Origin of the sequence: Shewanella sp. SP1S2-4 (assembly GCF_031932075.1) — a bacterium.
GTDB lineage: Bacteria > Pseudomonadota > Gammaproteobacteria > Enterobacterales > Shewanellaceae > Shewanella > Shewanella baltica.
Map to the genome: position 1 here is coordinate 41,016 of NZ_JAUOET010000024.1, position 16,657 is coordinate 57,672.

General features: G+C 48.0%; 16 protein-coding genes. 10 read left to right on the forward strand and 6 right to left on the reverse strand.

Going from position 1 to position 16,657, the window contains the following annotated elements:
• Positions 1–58 precede the first annotated feature (58 nt).
• The 4 genes from Q4Q52_RS17780 to Q4Q52_RS17795 all read right to left on the reverse strand — a co-directional run bounded on the left by Q4Q52_RS17780 (position 59) and on the right by Q4Q52_RS17795 (position 3,931).
• Entirely contained in the window at positions 59–1,261 is a 1,203-nt protein-coding gene (locus Q4Q52_RS17780) for a metallophosphoesterase (protein WP_311991240.1), read from the reverse strand.
• Between the two features lie 328 nt (positions 1,262–1,589).
• Positions 1,590–2,060, reverse strand: a complete 471-nt coding sequence (locus Q4Q52_RS17785; protein ID WP_212669159.1) for a nuclear transport factor 2 family protein — start codon at positions 2,058–2,060, stop codon at positions 1,590–1,592.
• A 2-nt stretch (positions 2,061–2,062) separates the two neighbouring features.
• The gene (locus tag Q4Q52_RS17790) at positions 2,063–2,755 is read right to left on the reverse strand and encodes a DsbA family protein (RefSeq protein ID WP_311991241.1); all 693 of its coding nucleotides are present in this window, start codon (positions 2,753–2,755) and stop codon (positions 2,063–2,065) included.
• A 252-nt stretch (positions 2,756–3,007) separates the two neighbouring features.
• Entirely contained in the window at positions 3,008–3,931 is a 924-nt protein-coding gene (locus Q4Q52_RS17795) for an MBL fold metallo-hydrolase (RefSeq protein ID WP_311991242.1), read from the reverse strand.
• Between the two features lie 287 nt (positions 3,932–4,218).
• Between Q4Q52_RS17795 and Q4Q52_RS17800 the strand changes: the two genes are divergently transcribed.
• Positions 4,219–5,160, forward strand: a complete 942-nt coding sequence (locus Q4Q52_RS17800) for a LysR family transcriptional regulator (RefSeq protein WP_311991243.1) — start codon at positions 4,219–4,221, stop codon at positions 5,158–5,160.
• Between the two features lie 135 nt (positions 5,161–5,295).
• Here the strand turns inward: Q4Q52_RS17800 and ettA are convergent, their stop codons facing one another.
• Positions 5,296–6,963 carry an energy-dependent translational throttle protein EttA gene (gene ettA / locus Q4Q52_RS17805; RefSeq protein WP_311991244.1) on the reverse strand — a complete coding sequence of 556 codons (1,668 nt, stop codon included), beginning with the start codon at positions 6,961–6,963 and terminating at the stop codon, positions 5,296–5,298.
• A 189-nt stretch (positions 6,964–7,152) separates the two neighbouring features.
• On the opposite strand from ettA, the gene glyA reads away from it, so the two are divergent.
• The 9 genes from glyA (at position 7,153) to Q4Q52_RS17850 (ending at position 14,795) form a co-directional block, all read left to right on the forward strand.
• Positions 7,153–8,406 (forward strand): serine hydroxymethyltransferase, encoded by a 1,254-nt coding sequence (glyA, locus tag Q4Q52_RS17810; RefSeq protein WP_063882560.1) that lies wholly within the window; start codon positions 7,153–7,155, stop codon positions 8,404–8,406.
• 200 nt (positions 8,407–8,606) lie between these two features.
• Complete coding sequence (nrdR, locus tag Q4Q52_RS17815) at positions 8,607–9,056, forward strand: transcriptional regulator NrdR (protein WP_006082643.1); 450 nt, start codon at positions 8,607–8,609, stop codon at positions 9,054–9,056.
• A gap of 146 nt (positions 9,057–9,202) precedes the next feature.
• A complete protein-coding gene (gene ribD / locus Q4Q52_RS17820; protein WP_311991245.1) occupies positions 9,203–10,357 on the forward strand; it encodes a bifunctional diaminohydroxyphosphoribosylaminopyrimidine deaminase/5-amino-6-(5-phosphoribosylamino)uracil reductase RibD in 1,155 nt (384 codons plus the stop codon).
• A gap of 11 nt (positions 10,358–10,368) precedes the next feature.
• Positions 10,369–11,025, forward strand: coding sequence for a riboflavin synthase (locus tag Q4Q52_RS17825; RefSeq protein ID WP_107948637.1), 657 nt, complete (start codon positions 10,369–10,371; stop codon positions 11,023–11,025).
• A 95-nt stretch (positions 11,026–11,120) separates the two neighbouring features.
• Positions 11,121–12,224: a bifunctional 3,4-dihydroxy-2-butanone-4-phosphate synthase/GTP cyclohydrolase II gene (gene ribBA / locus Q4Q52_RS17830; RefSeq protein WP_028761388.1), complete on the forward strand. Its 1,104-nt coding sequence runs from the start codon at positions 11,121–11,123 to the stop codon at positions 12,222–12,224.
• A 130-nt stretch (positions 12,225–12,354) separates the two neighbouring features.
• Positions 12,355–12,834 carry a 6,7-dimethyl-8-ribityllumazine synthase gene (ribE, locus tag Q4Q52_RS17835; RefSeq protein WP_006082639.1) on the forward strand — a complete coding sequence of 160 codons (480 nt, stop codon included), beginning with the start codon at positions 12,355–12,357 and terminating at the stop codon, positions 12,832–12,834.
• An 11-nt stretch (positions 12,835–12,845) separates the two neighbouring features.
• Positions 12,846–13,250: a transcription antitermination factor NusB gene (nusB, locus tag Q4Q52_RS17840; RefSeq protein WP_006082638.1), complete on the forward strand. Its 405-nt coding sequence runs from the start codon at positions 12,846–12,848 to the stop codon at positions 13,248–13,250.
• 78 nt (positions 13,251–13,328) lie between these two features.
• Positions 13,329–14,285 carry a thiamine-phosphate kinase gene (gene thiL, locus Q4Q52_RS17845; protein ID WP_037391369.1) on the forward strand — a complete coding sequence of 319 codons (957 nt, stop codon included), beginning with the start codon at positions 13,329–13,331 and terminating at the stop codon, positions 14,283–14,285.
• A gap of 15 nt (positions 14,286–14,300) precedes the next feature.
• The gene (locus tag Q4Q52_RS17850) at positions 14,301–14,795 is read left to right on the forward strand and encodes a phosphatidylglycerophosphatase A (RefSeq protein WP_311991246.1); all 495 of its coding nucleotides are present in this window, start codon (positions 14,301–14,303) and stop codon (positions 14,793–14,795) included.
• A 148-nt stretch (positions 14,796–14,943) separates the two neighbouring features.
• Here the strand turns inward: Q4Q52_RS17850 and recN are convergent, their stop codons facing one another.
• Positions 14,944–16,602 carry a DNA repair protein RecN gene (recN, locus tag Q4Q52_RS17855; RefSeq protein WP_311991247.1) on the reverse strand — a complete coding sequence of 553 codons (1,659 nt, stop codon included), beginning with the start codon at positions 16,600–16,602 and terminating at the stop codon, positions 14,944–14,946.
• Between the last annotated feature and the right edge of the window lie 55 nt (positions 16,603–16,657).

The window sequence follows — 16,657 nt, forward strand, 5'->3', positions numbered from 1 at the left end:
TTAGGGCGCTAGGGCATTCACATATTATGCTGAAGAGATTAGCGAGGTGTCTTATGTCTTATAGCGAAACCTGCTCACCCTGATACAGACCGCGGCTGAGTTTGCCTGCGTCGATAAGCAAGAGTTCACCGGATTGACCATTCTTAATACTGCTGTCTATCGCAATGATTTTATTGTGATAGAGGCCAAGCACTTGCTCCTGCGATGTGTGTCCAACGACAATATGCTCTACCTTGAAATAGTTCAGTATGCTATCGATATCCGACTCTTTCAGTTCATCTTTAAAGTATCCGCGATACCAAGTCGGGCCATTGGTAAAAAACAGAAAGTTGAGTAAATCATCCTTTTTCAAATCGGCTTTTTTATCATCTAAATGCTGACGAAAGAGTTGGTTAGCCTCGCCGATATGTAATTTACGCTCGATCCATTCAGGGCTGATGCCGCCGTGCATAAACAAGATATTATTGATTTTGACTAAGGTATGTTTGCTGCGAAGCCATTGGCCGATTTCGGTGTCTTTGTTGTAGAGCGCATCGTAGCTGCGTTTGAGTAAATCGGCCGCGACTTGATAGCGTTCGTTGACATAGCGTAAGTCGCCGCGAAACACCATTTGCTCGTGATTGCCCATGAGTAGATGTAAGCGTCCGCCCGCAGCTTGAGCTTCTTGGTCTAAGGTATATAAAAACCACAATACTTCATTGACTTGATGGCCACGGTCAAACATGTCGCCCGTCATCACCATATGGCCATCACCAAAGGCCCAGTGGTTATCTTTGTCGATAATCTTATGGGCTTTTAGTAAGTTAATCATCACATCAAATTGGCCGTGCACATCGCTAAGGGCGACAATTTTGCTGACATGAGTAAAGGTATCGGGCTCAACGGTGGCAGCTAGTGTGTGAAGATGGGGCTCTGGTAATTCACCGCAACTGGCAGGGCGAGTTAACTGCGCCTTCGCAATCGGCGTTTGTTTTAGCTCACTCTGGCAAATCCAATAGGCAGTGTCTTTTTGAGCATCGTTTAAAAACACATAAGGGCCATCGGTGACGCTGCTTTCTTGAATCTTTAGCTCTGGCTCGGCCTCACTTACATTGGCCGCCAGTGAGGTTAAAGAGAGTGAGGCGAAAGGGAGTGCGGTGACAAGCCATAACAGGGGCGTGAATTTTCTATGTTGCTTAAATATCCATTGGCTGGCTCGGCTCAGTTGGGTGATAGAGAGTGTGATTGGGTGAGCCCCGACAGACATCGAATTGATTCGCATTAGACCGCATCCTTGTTCTTGTTTTAGTTATTCATTCTGTCATTTTAGACACTTGAGTTGATGAGTCTTCGAATGTGTAACTTTACGAAGCTAATCTCAAGTGTTCAATTTCAAACGCTTAATCTTAAGTACTTAATGTCAAGTGCTCAACATATTGAAAAGACTAAATCATACGGATAAGGCTTAGGGTCGACAAGTCACGAGGCGGGCTAAATGAAACTTGCCCGCCTCATTATTCAGTTATTTCACACTTGTATGTCTATAGCTGATGACTTTAGTTGCATGGCATTAACAGTTGCATGGTATTAGCCGTTGCATGCATTGACACTTACATGGCATTGACGACGGTATGACTATCGACAAACTGTTCGAAACTGACGATTTTGCCGCTGTGTATCTTCCATAAATGGGCGACTCGGGCGCTAAAATACTTGCCCGTTTTGACATAGGTACCTGAATAAGTGCCGAAGGCAAAAACCTTATCGCCTTGGGCGACATAGTCTTCGATATCGACGCGGTAGTTATCCCATTCAGTTTCGAGGCGAGCGAACACCTTGGTGGCTATCGCGCTAAAGCCTACGTAAGTGCCCGCATAGGGAAAACCTGCCGCCTCTGTCCAGCGTGCGTCACTCGCTAAGGCATGCTGAAGATTTTTGGCGTTCTCGGCTGAGCTACTTCCCTCATAGGTGCTTTTAACCAGTGCAAGATTCGCATCAGTCTGCCTTGCTGTTTCTATAAGACTTAACTGAGCTGGTTCACTCATTAATGAACCTGTTGAAACACCATTAAGCATTGGCATAATTATGACTCAAATTGCGCTTCAAGATGGCTTAACCACTGGGCGGGTTGGCCGTAGAAGCGGTTGATATTAATGGCGGTGATGTTGCCGTCATCACCCTCTATAGCCATCGAAGGGAAACCTTGGGCACCTATCAGATTCAATAATGCTCTGGACTCAACGATATGCTCATACAGCTTGTCTTCACCTTGGGCATAATGCTGCGCAAAGCCTATAGGGTCGAGCCCAAGTTCAGCGGCTAACCTTGCGAGATTACCTTCATCACTGGCGCTGTGACCATCGCGGTAATGGGCCAGTTGTACTGAGTGTAGATAGGCCAAACTGTCGCCGCCCATCGCATTGACTGCGAGCATGGCTTTAATGGGGGGCGCCGAGTCGAGTACGACTGTGGTATCGCGCAGCAGACCATCAAAGTATTTTTCACCAAAAGGCTGGCCGGTTAGTTCGCTAATGCGCAGATCGTGGGGCATAACATAGTCGCGCCAGTTGGCATCGATTTGTTTGCGTCTTGGGCCCGTGAGCATACCACCGCCGTGGAGCTTAATGGTAAAGCCAGCTTTGGCTGCAGCATCGAGTAACGGCGCTGCGGCATAACACCAACCACATAAAGGGTCGATAATCGCGTGCAGAGTACGCACTTTGGCCGTTGCTGTGCTGCTGGCCGTGCGAGTAGAAGGAGTTGTTGGGTGAGTCATAGTGTGAAACCTTTTGGCTTAAATTGCAAAATTACGATCTAAGCATTTGATATTTTAAAGTTAAATGGCGAACGTGGTACGGCTGTTGATATGGCTATTGATAGGATTATTTAAGTGCAGCTAGTCAGGTGCAGTTATGTAGATGCTGTTATTTAGGTAAGAACTGGCACGCAATTGCTCACGTGCCTGCCTTTAACTATTCTCACTTATGCCTAACTCGCTGTCCCCATCGCTAAGATATTAGTGCTGGTATTACATAGGCCAGGTCATTTCGCCCATGATAACTTTGGCGCTGATCTCAAGCCCTGCATCGGCTGGCATTTGTGGGTATAGCGCCAGCATCTTTTGGATTAATTCGGCTGAATCTTTCGAGGCTTTTGCTGCGACTTCAAAGGCCTTTACATACTCACGGGTAAAACCGATGGCACGGGTATCAAATCGCGCTTCGCCTAAGTAGTGTCCTGGGATCACTGTAGTCGGCAGCAGTTTTTCCATCGTATCTAAATGAGTTAACCATTCCTGACGCTCTGCGGCAGTTTGAGTGTCTGCCATCCAAACATGTGTGTTATCAAATACTTCTACGCCACCTGTGATGGTTTTTGCCGATGGTACCCACAGGAAAGTGTGTTTAGGGTGTTTGTCATTGAAACCTTCGATAATCACTTGCTCACCGTCGATGGTGAAAGTGTCGCTGTGAATCGCCTTAGGTAACACTAATTCACTTGGCGCATTGTCTTTTAAAATCGGACCCCAGTAGGCGAGCTTGCCTTCCATTGAGGCTTTAATGGCATCGACTGTGGTTTGAGTCGCGACAACTTGTGCATCGGGGAAATTCTTTTTAATCACGGCTAAGCCGAAATAAAAGTCAGGGTCACTATGGCTGATATATACCTGAGTCAGCTTTTTACCGCTGGCCTTAATCGTATCAACCAAGGTTTGGGCATCGTTATTTTGAAATTGCGCATCGACTAACATCATTTCGTGTTCGCCGCTGATAAAGCTCGATGACACGGCAAAGATGCTGTTTTCGCCCGGATTAAAATGGCTCACTTGCAATGGTGCCGCATTGACCGCGCCGAGTCCCGCTAGCAGTAAGGTAGCGGCTAGACTGATGTTAGACGAGGCCTTCAATGTGGCGTTAACTGTGTTGCGTATAGCATAGGTCGATGTGTTCATTTTTGGCTCACTTATAGTCACAGGATGAAAGAGTAAAAAGGTTCGATTTAGCATTCATTGATTTGCAGCTGCTGCAAAAAGTGAGTTAAGTATAGGTTGCAATAATCAATAGATAAATGCGAGTATCTGCCCATGTTTGTTGCATTAATCGGACGAATAACCGGATTTACTCTTAGTTATTATTCATGTGGGGCGCGAGTATGTGAGTGAGCCTTCGAGTGATTGAAAGTGAGTGATTAAACGTTATTGATTGAACGTTATTGATTTAACGCGAGTGGAGATAAATCATGGATAGACTCGAAGCGGCTAAGGTGTTTGTCACTATTGTCGAGCGCGGCAGCATGGTAAGCGCCGCTAATGCTTTAGATATGTCGCGTTCTATGGTGACCCGTTACTTGAGCGAAATGGAAGAATGGTCCGGCGCTAGATTGTTGCATCGCTCGACGCGCAGTCTCAGCTTAACGCCAGCGGGTGAGCAAGTGCTGGATTATTGCCATCGACTGCTCGAATTGGCGAACGAAGTGCCGGCGGTGAGTCATGCTTCGGTGGCGATTCCGCGCGGATTATTGCGCATTAGCTGCTCCCAGTTTTTGGCGCATCAGATTTTAGCGCCCGTGGTGCACCAATACTTAGCCAGTTATCCGCAGGCGAGTGTGAATATCCACGTGAGTAGCCAAACTGTCGATCTGGTCGCCGAGCGGATTGATCTGGCGATTCGCATCACCAATGAACTCGATCCCAATCTTATCGCAAGGCGCTTGGGGGAATGTGAATCTGTGGTGTGCGCTGCACCGAGTTATCTTGCCGCGCGTGCCGCCGTGCTGCATCCCGAAGATTTGACCCAGCATAATTGCTTAACCTATTCCTACTTTGGCGATGTGATGTGGCGGTTTTATCAAGTCGATCTGGCTGCGAAACAGGCTCAGGCGCTGAACTCCGATCCTAAGTTAAACCAAGGGCAGGCGTTTAATGTGCCTGTGAATGGCAATTTCAGCGCCAATGATTCTATGGTGGTACTTAATGCCACGCTGGCAGGTGAGGGGATTGCAATGCAACCGCTGTGGGCGGCGAGACCCTATTTAGATTCGGGTCAGTTAGTGCCTTTGTTAACTGAGTTCATGCCGCAGTCACTGGGTGTGTATGGCGTATATCAATCTCGCAAACATATGCAGCCTGCACTTAGGGTGATGATGGACATGCTGGTGGCTTATTTTGCCAGTTTGAAATAGTGCCAGTTTAAAATAGTGTTAGCTTGAAATAGTGCCAAAGCTTGCGGCACTTATAACGTAAGGGGATGCTATAAAAAAGGAGCTTAACCCTTTCGAGTTAAACTCCTCAGATACATGCTTGACTAGATTCTAGATCTACTTAATCATGCGCTTGTATTTCAAGCGGTGTGGCGCAACCACATCGGCGCCATAGGTGTTCTTCAACCATGCCGAGTATTCTGTGTAGTTACCTTCGTAGAAGTTCACTTGGCCCTCGTCACGGTAATCCAGAATGTGGGTCGCGATACGGTCGAGGAACCAACGGTCATGCGAAATCACCATAGCGCAACCTGGGAATTCCAGAATCGCTTCTTCCAGTGCGCGCAGGGTTTCAACGTCTAAGTCGTTGGTGGGTTCGTCGAGTAATAAGACGTTACCGCCCGCTTGCAGCAGTTTGGCTAAATGTACTCGGTTACGTTCACCACCCGACAAGGTGCCGATAACTTTTTGCTGATCGCCACCACGGAAGTTGAAGCGGCCTACATAGGCGCGGCTCGGGATTTCCATGTTGTTGATACGCATGATGTCTTGACCACCGGAGATTTCTTCCCAAATGGTGTTTTTATCATTCATTGAATCGCGGAACTGCTCAACCGATGCCAGTTGCACAGTATCACCCAGCTCAATGCTGCCGCTGTCTGGCGTTTCAGCGCCGGATAACATGCGGAACAGGGTCGATTTACCCGCGCCGTTGGCACCGATAATACCGACGATAGCGCCCTTAGGCACAGAGAACGACAGGTTGTCGATGAGTACGCGGTCACCGTAAGACTTGGTCAGGTTATTCACTTCAATAACCTTGTCACCTAAACGTGGTCCGGGCGGAATAAATAGCTCGTTAGTTTCGTTACGTTTTTGGTAATCGTTAGTGTTCAGCTCTTCAAAGCGCGCCATACGGGCCTTGCCCTTAGATTGACGGCCTTTCGCACCTTGGCGTACCCATTCCAATTCCTTGGCAATGGTCTTTTGGCGAGCACTTTCGGTGGCAGATTCTTGCTTCAGACGGGCGTCTTTCTGTTCAAGCCATGAAGAATAGTTACCTTCCCACGGAATACCTTCACCGCGGTCGAGTTCTAAAATCCAGCCAGCGGCATTGTCGAGGAAGTATCTGTCATGGGTAATCGCGACCACAGTACCGGCATATTCCTGCAAGAAGTGCTCAAGCCACGCCACAGATTCAGCATCCAAGTGGTTGGTTGGTTCGTCCAGTAACAGCATTTCTGGCTTTTCAAGCAGCAATCGGCATATCGCTACGCGGCGACGTTCACCACCGGATAACACTTCGATTTTCTCATCCCAATCTGGCAGACGCAGGGCGTTAGCTGCGCGCTCAAGGATATGATCTAAGTTATGCGCATCCTGGGCTTGGATAATGGCTTCGAGTTCACCTTGCTCTTTGGCAAGGGCGTCGAAATCTGCATCCGGCTCTGCGTAGGCAGCGTAAACGGCATCGAGGCGAGTTAGGGCATTTTTTGCCTCAGAGACGGCTTCTTCAATCGCTTCACGCACGGTTTGGGTTGGATCGAGTTTAGGTTCCTGCGGTAGGTAACCGATTTTCAATCCCGGCATTGGGCGCGCTTCACCTTCAATTTCGGTGTCGATACCCGCCATAATACGCAGTAGTGTCGACTTACCTGAACCGTTAAGGCCGAGTACACCAATTTTGGCGCCGGGGAAAAAGCTTAAAGAAATATCTTTAAGGATCTGCTTCTTAGGCGGAACAATTTTACCCACCCGCAGCATGCTGTAAACAAACTGAGCCATTTTTCTCTATCTTAAGTGACTAATGATGCGGCTAATTCTACTCGATTGCGCGCCGAACTCAACTCGACAATGAGCCAAGTTCAAGCACTATCCACAGGAATTTCATGTTTCAAATACTGGGATTGTGGTCGCGTTCCGAGTAGAATACCGCGCAACCCTACCTATAAGAATTGGCAGCTGGAGTAAGCAATGCTGAAAAAAGATATGAATATCGCAGATTATGATCCGGAACTGTTTAAGGCAATTCAGAATGAAACTCTGCGTCAAGAAGAGCATATTGAGCTGATTGCTTCTGAAAACTACACCAGTCCACGCGTGATGGAAGCGCAAGGTTCACAGTTAACCAATAAGTACGCTGAAGGCTATCCAGGCAAGCGTTACTACGGTGGTTGTGAGTATGTGGACGTAGTTGAAACCTTAGCGATTGAACGTGCTAAAGAATTGTTTGGCGCAACTTACGCTAACGTACAACCTCATTCAGGTTCACAGGCAAACAGCGCTGTTTACATGGCATTGTTAAAACCTGGCGATACCGTACTGGGCATGAACTTAGCCCACGGTGGTCACTTGACCCACGGTTCACCCGTTAACTTCTCTGGCAAACTGTACAATATCATTCCTTACGGTATCGACGAATCTGGCAAAATTGACTACGACGAAATGGAACGTCTGGCCGTAGAACATAAACCTAAGATGATGATCGGCGGTTTCTCTGCTTATTCAGGTATCGTTGACTGGGCAAAAATGCGTGAAATCGCAGACAAAATAGGTGCTTACCTATTTGTCGATATGGCGCACGTTGCCGGTCTTATCGCTGCTGGCGTTTATCCAAACCCAGTTCCACACGCACACGTTGTGACGTCAACGACTCACAAAACCTTAGCCGGTCCTCGTGGTGGCGTGATCCTGTCTGCTGCTGACGATGAAGACTTGTACAAAAAGTTGAACTCTGCGGTATTCCCAGGCGGTCAAGGTGGCCCATTAATGCACGTTATCGCTGGTAAAGCGGTTGCGTTCAAAGAAGCCCTAGAGCCAGAATTTAAAGTGTACCAACAGCAAGTGGTTAACAACGCTAAAGCTATGGTTGAAGTGTTCCTTGAGCGCGGTTACAAAATCGTCTCTGGCGGAACCAGCAACCACTTGATGTTAGTTGATCTGATTGGTCGTGACTTGACCGGTAAAGAAGCCGATGCCGCCTTAGGTAGCGCTAACATTACCGTGAACAAAAACTCAGTGCCAAACGACCCACGTTCACCCTTTGTGACCTCAGGTGTGCGTATCGGTACGCCAGCCATTACGCGCCGCGGCTTTAAAGAAGCGGAATCGAAAGAGCTGACTGGCTGGATTTGTGACATCCTTGATGATGCTAACAATCCTGCAGTGATTGAGCGTGTTAAAGGCCAAGTATTGGCACTGTGCGCACGTTTCCCTGTTTACGGTTAATCTGTAAATAGTCTCCTTTTTGTGGTGCTGAGCCTAACAAGCATCAGGTGGTTAACCTCAGCCCATAAATAGGATAAAATCCCATGGCCGCATTAAGCGGCCATTTTTATTGCTAAAATCTTAGACTTAAACCAAACAGGCTAACCTTAGATAACATAGTAAAGCCAACGGCTTTACGTCATTCACTGGCAGGAGGCTCAATGCATTGTCCATTTTGCAGCGCGACAGATACTAAAGTCATCGATTCTCGATTAGTGGCGGAAGGCCATCAAGTGCGCCGTCGCCGAGAATGCACCGAATGCCATGAAAGATTTACCACCTTCGAAGGCGCCGAATTAGTCATGCCTAGGGTGATTAAACGTGATGGTTCACGCCAACCCTTCGATGAAGAAAAACTCCAAGGTGGCATGCTGCGCGCGGTTGAAAAACGCCCCGTGTCTATGGATGAAATCGAGCAAGCGCTTAGCAAAATCAAATCTACCCTGCGCGCCACTGGCGAGCGGGAAGTGCCCTCAGAAATGGTTGGTAACTTGATGATGGAGCAATTGATGAGCTTAGATAAAGTCGCCTACATACGTTTTGCTTCTGTGTACCGCGCCTTTGAAGACGTGTCTGAATTTGGTGAAGCCATCGCCAAACTGCAAAAGTAGTTATTCGATTTTTGTTGCCTGTCGTTCAGTCTTCTGGTTGCGCTAGCTTTAAAAGAGGCTTTTGATTAATAGCTTCTGCAAGACAGGTTTTAAACACAGATTTACAAGACTGGTGAAAGCCGAAACCTTTAACAACAGGGTTGAACATGAGCTTGAACATAAGTTGGTCCGTACTCGATACCCAAATGATGAGCCGCGCGATTCAATTGGCGCGCAAAGGCTTTTACACCACGAGACCCAATCCCAGTGTGGGCTGCGTTATCGTTAAAGATAACCAAATCATTGGTGAAGGTTATCATCAAAAAGCGGGTGAGCCCCACGCCGAAGTGCATGCGCTACGTATGGCTGGCGAACACGCCCGCGGCGCAACAGCCTATGTCACCTTAGAGCCCTGCAGTCATTATGGCCGCACACCGCCCTGCGCCTTGGCGCTGATCAATATTGGCGTCAAACGTGTGGTGGTGGCGGTGGAAGACCCTAATCCGCAAGTCGGTGGTCGCGGTATTCAAATGCTGCGCGACGCCGGTATTGAAGTGGATGTGGGGTTACACCTCGATGAAGCTTATGCCTTGAATTTAGGCTTTATGAAGCGGATGGAATCAGGTTTACCGAGAGTCACAGTCAAATTGGCTGCGAGTCTCGATGGTAAAACCGCGCTGTCTAACGGTGTGTCTAAATGGATTACCGGGCCTGAATCTCGCCGCGACGTGCAGCGCTTACGCTTACGTTCCTGCGCGTTGGTGACTGGGATTGAAACCATACTGGCTGACGACCCCTCACTCAATGTGCGATATCAAGAACTTGGCGGCATAAAAGACAGCATAACCGAGGCGCAATTACTGCAGCCATTAAGAGTGATACTCGACAGTCGCGCCCGTTTGCCGTTATCGGCTGCCTGTTTGGCTATCGTATCGCCGATACTCTTGGTCTCGACCGTGGCTTATCCCGCAGAGTTTCAAGCACAATTGCCCTCCCATGTGAGTTGCCTCGTGTTACCTGCAATTGCAGGTCGCGTATCCTTACCTGAACTATTAAGCTATTTAGGCCAAAGTTGTAATCACGTGCTGGTAGAAGCGGGTGCAACCTTAGCGGGCGCTTTTTTAGCAGGGGGGCTGGCCGATGAGTTAGTGCTATACCAAGCGATGAAAATCCTCGGTGGGCAAGGGCGTAATCTATTGCAGCTACCCGATTATCAAACCATGGCGCAAATTCCTGCATTAATGTTGGTCGATGAGCGCAAATTAGGGCCAGATACCCGTTTAATCTTGAGCGTTATGCTTGATACTTCTTTAATTAATTAAGTGAGTTAACCATGTTTACTGGGATTATTGAAGCCGTTGGCACCCTGCGAAAGCTTGAACGCAAGGGCGATGATATTCGTCTTACCGTGGCGAGCGGCAAACTGGATTTAAACGATGTGCGTTTAGGCGACAGTATTGCCACTAACGGTGTGTGCTTAACGGTTGTGCAGCAATTAGCCGACGGTTATGTGGCTGATGTCTCTGCCGAAACAGTGAGTCTCACCGGCTTTGCTCACTACAAAGTGGGCACTAAGGTGAATCTTGAAAAAGCCGTCACCCCAACCACACGCTTAGGCGGGCACATGGTCAGCGGCCATGTAGACGGTATTGCTATGGTTGAGCAACGCCTAGTGCGTGGTCAAGCTATTGAGTTTTGGTTAGCGGCACCTGCAGAGCTTGGGCGTTACATTGCCCATAAAGGTTCCATCACCATTGATGGCGTGAGTTTGACAGTTAACGAGGTGGACGGTAGTCGATTCCGCTTGACCATAGTGCCGCATACTGCAGGTGAAACCACGTTAATCGACCTGCAAGCAGGCGATAAGGTGAATATCGAAGTGGATTTAATCGCCCGTTATCTTGAACGCTTGATGAATTATGATGGCAAAGACAGCAAGAGCGGTGGCGTCACCATGGAAATGTTAGCCCGTGCCGGCTTTGTGCGTTAGTGCACAGGAGCAGATTATTTAACTTAAGCTTATCGGCAGCTTAGGTTATTTAGGTATAGAATTTCATAATAACAGCAAAATCATAAGGTCCTACAATGGCGCTGCACAGTATAGAAGAGATCATCGAAGATATTCGTCAAGGCAAAATGGTTATTTTGATGGATGACGAAGACAGAGAAAACGAAGGTGATTTGATCATGGCGGCCGAAATGGTCACGCCAGAAGCGATTAACTTTATGGCGAAATATGGCCGTGGGCTGATTTGCCAGACCATGACTAAAGCCCGTTGCCAGCAGTTAAACCTGCCTTTAATGGTGACGAATAATAACGCACAGTTCTCGACTAACTTTACGGTTTCTATTGAAGCGGCAGAAGGTGTGACTACCGGTATTTCGGCCCACGATCGCGCTGTAACGGTGAAAGCGGCGGTGGCTAAAGAGGCTAAAGCGTCTGATTTAGTGCAACCAGGGCATATCTTCCCGTTAATGGCACAGGACGGCGGCGTATTAACCCGCGCAGGCCACACTGAAGCTGGCTGTGATTTAGCCCGTCTTGCGGGACTTGAGCCATCGGGCGTTATCGTTGAGATTTTGAACGAAGACGGCACTATGGCACGTCGCCCCGATTTAGAAATTTTCTCCGAGTTACATGGCATCAAAATCGGCACTATCGCGGCTTTAATCGAGTATCGCAATACCAAAGAAACCACGGTTGTGCGCGAAGCTAAATGCAAATTACCGACCCGTTTCGGTGAGTTCGATATGGTGACTTTTAGAGACACTATCGACAATCAATTGCACTTTGCCTTAGTCAAAGGTGAGGTGAAAGAAGATTGTTTGGTGCGCGTGCATTTGCAAAATACCTTCAACGATTTACTCCACTCAGAGCGCGATCAGCAACGCAGCTGGCCACTCGAAAAGGCGATGGAGCGTATTTCTGCAGAAGGTGGTGTATTGGTTTTACTCGGGAATCAAGAGCATCCCTGTGAAATCCTCTCTAAGGTGAAAGCCTTTGAAGCCGAAGATCAAGGCCAAGCGCCTGCTTCTGCAAAATGGCAAGGGACGTCGCGCCGTGTGGGTGTTGGCTCGCAAATTCTCGCCAGCCTTGGTGTGACTAAGATGCGCCTGCTCAGTTCGCCTAAACGCTACCACTCACTTTCAGGCTTTGGCCTTGAAGTGACTGAGTATGTGGCGGACTGAAACCCAAAGTTACACTGAAGTAAAATTAACAATTTCTGATAATTTGCATAGGGCTCTGGGCAATTGGCTGTGATATCATGTCGCCACTTTTCGCCCCGAGCTGGGTGCTTTAGCTAAATTAGGTAAGATAATGAACGTAGTTCAAGGTAATATCGAAGCGAAAAATGCCAAAGTTGCGATTGTAATTTCGCGTTTCAACAGCTTTTTAGTTGAGAGCTTGCTTGAAGGTGCACTTGACACGCTGAAACGTTTTGGCCAAGTCAGCGACGACAATATCACTGTTGTCCGTGTACCAGGTGCGGTTGAGTTGCCGCTAGCTGCGCGTCGCGTAGCTGCCAGTGGTAAATTCGACGGTATTATCGCATTAGGTGCGGTGATCCGTGGTGGTACTCCTCATTTTGATTTTGTTGCAGGCGAATGTAATAAAGGTCTAGCTCAAGTTGCTTTAGAATTTGATCTGCCTGTTGCTTTCGGTGTTTTGACCACTGATACCATTGAACAAGCGATTGAACGTTCAGGTACCAAAGCAGGTAACAAAGGCGGCGAAGCTGCTTTAAGCCTGCTTGAAATGGTCAATGTTCTGCAAGAACTTGAACAACAGTTGTTATAGTAGGAAAAATAATGAAGCCTTCTGAGCGCCGCAAGGCCCGCCGTTTAGCCGTTCAAGCCATCTATTCATGGCAACTAAGCGGGAATAATATTGCCGATGTCGAGCATGAGTTTTTAACTGAACAAAGTCTCGACGGTGTTGATGTAGCTTATTTTCGTGAGCTATTTTCAGGCGTTGCAACGAAGAAAACCCAATTGGATGAGCTGATCATCCCGCATCTGGAACGCCCGATTGATGAGGTGTCTCCAGTTGAGAAAGCCATAGTTCGTTTAGCGACCTATGAGCTGACTTTCCGTAAAGATGTGCCCTACAAGGTCGCGATTAACGAAGCGATTGAGTTGGCAAAAGCTTTCGGTGCGGACGAGAGTCATAAGTTTGTTAACGGACTGCTCGACAAACTGGTTGCACGCAAGTAATAAAGACAAACGGTATCTTAGGATACCGTTTTTCATTGCTAACAAAGGTGGCCGATGTAAGTCGTGCCAAACTGTACAGTGAAAGAATTCCAATTAATTGAATGTTATTTTAGCAACCGCGGCCCTACTCGCCGTGATGTGAAGCTTGGCATCGGTGACGATTGCGCTTTAGTGCAACCCGCAGAAAACAAGTCGATTGCTATCTCCTGTGACACCTTAGTCGAAAATGTCCATTTCTTCCCCGATATGCCTCCCGCTGCCTTAGGTTACAAAGCCTTAGCGGTAAATTTATCTGATCTGGCTGCCATGGGCGCTGAGCCCGCGTGGATGACGCTTGCCTTGACGCTACCTGAAGTCGATGAAACTTGGCTCAGTGGTTTTAGCGAAGGTTTATTTGAAGCGGCCGATTACTATGGCATCGCCTTAATTGGCGGCGATACGACTCGTGGCCCACGGGCGATTAATATCACAGTACACGGCCAAGTCCCACAGGGTAAGGCACTGACGCGTCATGGTGCTAAAGCCGGTGATTGGATTTATGTTACGGGCACGCTCGGAGATTCGGCCTTAGGTCTGGATATCATTCGCGGTGCGCAGCAAGCCAGAGCCGAGCATAAAGAATTCCTGATTAATCGCCATTATCGTCCAACACCAAGAGTTTTAGCCGGCCAAGCTTTGCGCTCGCTTGCCTCCAGCGCAATCGATCTTTCCGACGGGTTTATCTCGGATATCGGTCATGTGCTTAAGGCTTCGGCAGTCGGTGCGGTTGTCGATGTTAATTGCATCCCGCTGTCACGCGCGATGCAAGATACCGTCAGCGAGGAAAGTGCTCTAGGTTATGCACTGACGGGCGGCGAAGATTACGAATTGCTGTTCACCGTTCCTGAGGCGCAAAAAGGCGCACTGGAAACAGCCTTGAGTCATGCAGGAGCAAAGTTTGTTCGTGTTGGACAAATTTGTGCGGGCAGTAAGCTCAAGTTGCAACTCAATGGCGAGCCGTTTACACCGCCTTATCACGGTTTCGAGCACTTTTAAGCTAAGAGCATGTTAATGAAATGGTTGTCAAAGGATCAGGTGCTAACGCGCCTGTCATTAAAAAATCCTGTCCACTTTTTGGCACTCGGATTTGGTAGCGGACTCGCCGCTAAAGCGCCCGGAACCTTTGGTACCTTAGCTGCTATTCCCCTCTATTTATTGATGGCGCCCTTACCACTTACTTGGTATATCGGCTTAACTTTAGTGGGTGTATTCGCAGGATTTTATATCTGTGGTAAAGCGGCGCAAGACATGGGGGTTCACGATCACGGTGCTATTGTGTGGGATGAAGTGGTTGGACTACTGATCACTATGATAGCGGCACCAGCGGGCTGGATTTGGCTGTTAGTGGGCTTTGGTTTATTTCGCTTTTTTGACATCATCAAACCTTGGCCAATCCGTTGGCTCGATGCTAAAGTCGAAGGTGGTTTTGGCATTATGATTGACGATGTTTTAGCGGGTGTATTTGCCTTTATCTGTCTGCAAGGGCTAGTCTGGTGTGTTAGCTAACATGATAGCTAACTTGGCATGATAGTTAGCATGGCCAACAATTACCCCTTACTTTTGATTTTGCATTTTTCTGATTGAAGCTTGATTGAAGGGATGAAGGGATTAGCTGAATATCCCTTATCCCTTATCCCTTTTCTGCTTGATTCTACTATTGCAGCAGTTCCCTTGCGTTCGCTAGGGTATTGCTAGTGATAGTATCGCCACCTAACAGTCTTGCAAGCTCTTGAATGCGTTGCTCACGATCGAGCGACTTCATTGTAGTCTCTGTACTGCCCGCCTTATTAAACTTATCGACGAACATGTGTTGATGACCATTGCCCGCAACTTGCGGCAAGTGAGTCACGCACAGTACTTGGGTCGATTCCCCTAAGCTGCGTAACATGCGGCCAACCACTGCGGCGGTGGGACCGGAAATCCCGACATCCACCTCATCGAAAATCAATGTTGGCGTGGCAACTTTCTTCGCGGTAATCACTTGGATCCCTAAGCCTATCCGTGAAAGTTCACCGCCAGATGCGACTTTCGAAATCGGTTGTAAGGGTTGGCCAGGATTAGTGGTGACCATAAATTCGATATTGTCACTGCCGTTGGCTGACATTTGCTCTTGGTGAAAATTGACTTCGATAGTAAATTTACCCTTGGGCATATTCAGTTCGTGGATTGACTGAGTCACGAGTTTGTCGAGTTCTTTGGCATATCTAGCGCGGCTTTGGCTGAGTTTTTGTGCGTTGCTAAGGTAAGCGGCTCTGCTGGCATCGACCTGTAGTTGAATTTCTTCGAGCTTGCTTTCGTCACTGTCTAAGGTGCTCAGCTCTGCCTTTAATGCCAAATGATGTTCGGCCAGTTTATTTGGGCTGACATGGTGCTTACGCGCCAGTTGCATGGCTTTTGATAGCCGTTCTTCTAAATAGGCAAAGTGGGTTGGATCGAGTTCAAGCTTACTCAAATAGTGCTGTAATTCGCCTGCGCTTTCTTGCACTTGGATTAAGGCATCATTGAGCATAGTGTTGATATTGCTTAATGCAGGATCGTAGCTTTGCAGATCTTCGGCGAGGGAAACGACTCGATTAAGCAGCGACTCTATATTGTTCTCTTCGCCTTCATTGAGTATATCTAAGCTCGCCTGACAGGTATCAATCAACTCAGTGCCATTGGCCAGACGTTTGTGTTCTTGCTCAATTTCATCGAACTCATCGACTTTAAGATCAAACTCATCAAGTTCTTCTACTTGATACTGCACTAATTGTTTACGGGCAATACGTTCATGCTGGGAGGCTTCGAGTTGCTTTAGATCGGCCTCAATTTGCTTGCAGCGTTGAAAACTGGCGGCAACCGTATCGATAAGCAATCTGTGGTTGGCATAACTGTCGAGCAAGGTGAGTTGGTGTTCACTTTTTAACATCGCATGGTGCGCATGTTGACCGTGAATACCGATAAGCAACTGACCCAGTAATTTGAGTTGCGTCAGCGGCACTGGATTACCATTGATATAGGCGCGTGAACGGCCATCGCTACCAATAGTTCGACGTAGGATGCACTCATCATCGAGTTCAAGATCGTTATCTTCTAACCAACGTTTTGCCAGTGGAATATCATCCAAGGAAAAGCGGGCGCTGACCTCGGTTTTATTGGCTCCGGGGCGAACACTGCTGGCATCGGCGCGATTGCCTAGGCACAGGCCTAGCGCATCGATGGCGATTGATTTACCTGCACCAGTTTCACCTGTGATGCTGGTCATACCGGGGCGAAAATCCAGTTCTAAAAAACGGACGATTGCGAAGTTATTAATGCTGAGTTGGCAAAGCATAGTGAATTCCTGTCGAAAAACATACCAAACCACTGTATTGATAAACAGTATATAC

What these genes read in the sequence shown, in the direction of transcription:
- ettA (WP_311991244.1), bottom strand. Translation starts at nt 6,963, where the DNA reads ATGGCTCAGTTTGTTTACAGCATGCTGCGGGTGGGTAAAATTGTTCCG.
- Q4Q52_RS17790 (WP_311991241.1), bottom strand. Translation starts at nt 2,755, where the DNA reads ATGACTCACCCAACAACTCCTTCTACTCGCACGGCCAGCAGCACAGCA.
- recN (WP_311991247.1), bottom strand. Translation starts at nt 16,602, where the DNA reads ATGCTTTGCCAACTCAGCATTAATAACTTCGCAATCGTCCGTTTTTTA.
- nusB (WP_006082638.1), top strand. Translation starts at nt 12,846, where the DNA reads ATGAAGCCTTCTGAGCGCCGCAAGGCCCGCCGTTTAGCCGTTCAAGCC.
- glyA (WP_063882560.1), top strand. Translation starts at nt 7,153, where the DNA reads ATGCTGAAAAAAGATATGAATATCGCAGATTATGATCCGGAACTGTTT.
- Q4Q52_RS17795 (WP_311991242.1), bottom strand. Translation starts at nt 3,931, where the DNA reads ATGAACACATCGACCTATGCTATACGCAACACAGTTAACGCCACATTG.
- nrdR (WP_006082643.1), top strand. Translation starts at nt 8,607, where the DNA reads ATGCATTGTCCATTTTGCAGCGCGACAGATACTAAAGTCATCGATTCT.
- ribD (WP_311991245.1), top strand. Translation starts at nt 9,203, where the DNA reads ATGAGCTTGAACATAAGTTGGTCCGTACTCGATACCCAAATGATGAGC.
- ribE (WP_006082639.1), top strand. Translation starts at nt 12,355, where the DNA reads ATGAACGTAGTTCAAGGTAATATCGAAGCGAAAAATGCCAAAGTTGCG.
- ribBA (WP_028761388.1), top strand. Translation starts at nt 11,121, where the DNA reads ATGGCGCTGCACAGTATAGAAGAGATCATCGAAGATATTCGTCAAGGC.
- Q4Q52_RS17825 (WP_107948637.1), top strand. Translation starts at nt 10,369, where the DNA reads ATGTTTACTGGGATTATTGAAGCCGTTGGCACCCTGCGAAAGCTTGAA.
- Q4Q52_RS17800 (WP_311991243.1), top strand. Translation starts at nt 4,219, where the DNA reads ATGGATAGACTCGAAGCGGCTAAGGTGTTTGTCACTATTGTCGAGCGC.
- Q4Q52_RS17785 (WP_212669159.1), bottom strand. Translation starts at nt 2,060, where the DNA reads ATGCCAATGCTTAATGGTGTTTCAACAGGTTCATTAATGAGTGAACCA.
- Q4Q52_RS17780 (WP_311991240.1), bottom strand. Translation starts at nt 1,261, where the DNA reads ATGCGAATCAATTCGATGTCTGTCGGGGCTCACCCAATCACACTCTCT.
- Q4Q52_RS17850 (WP_311991246.1), top strand. Translation starts at nt 14,301, where the DNA reads ATGAAATGGTTGTCAAAGGATCAGGTGCTAACGCGCCTGTCATTAAAA.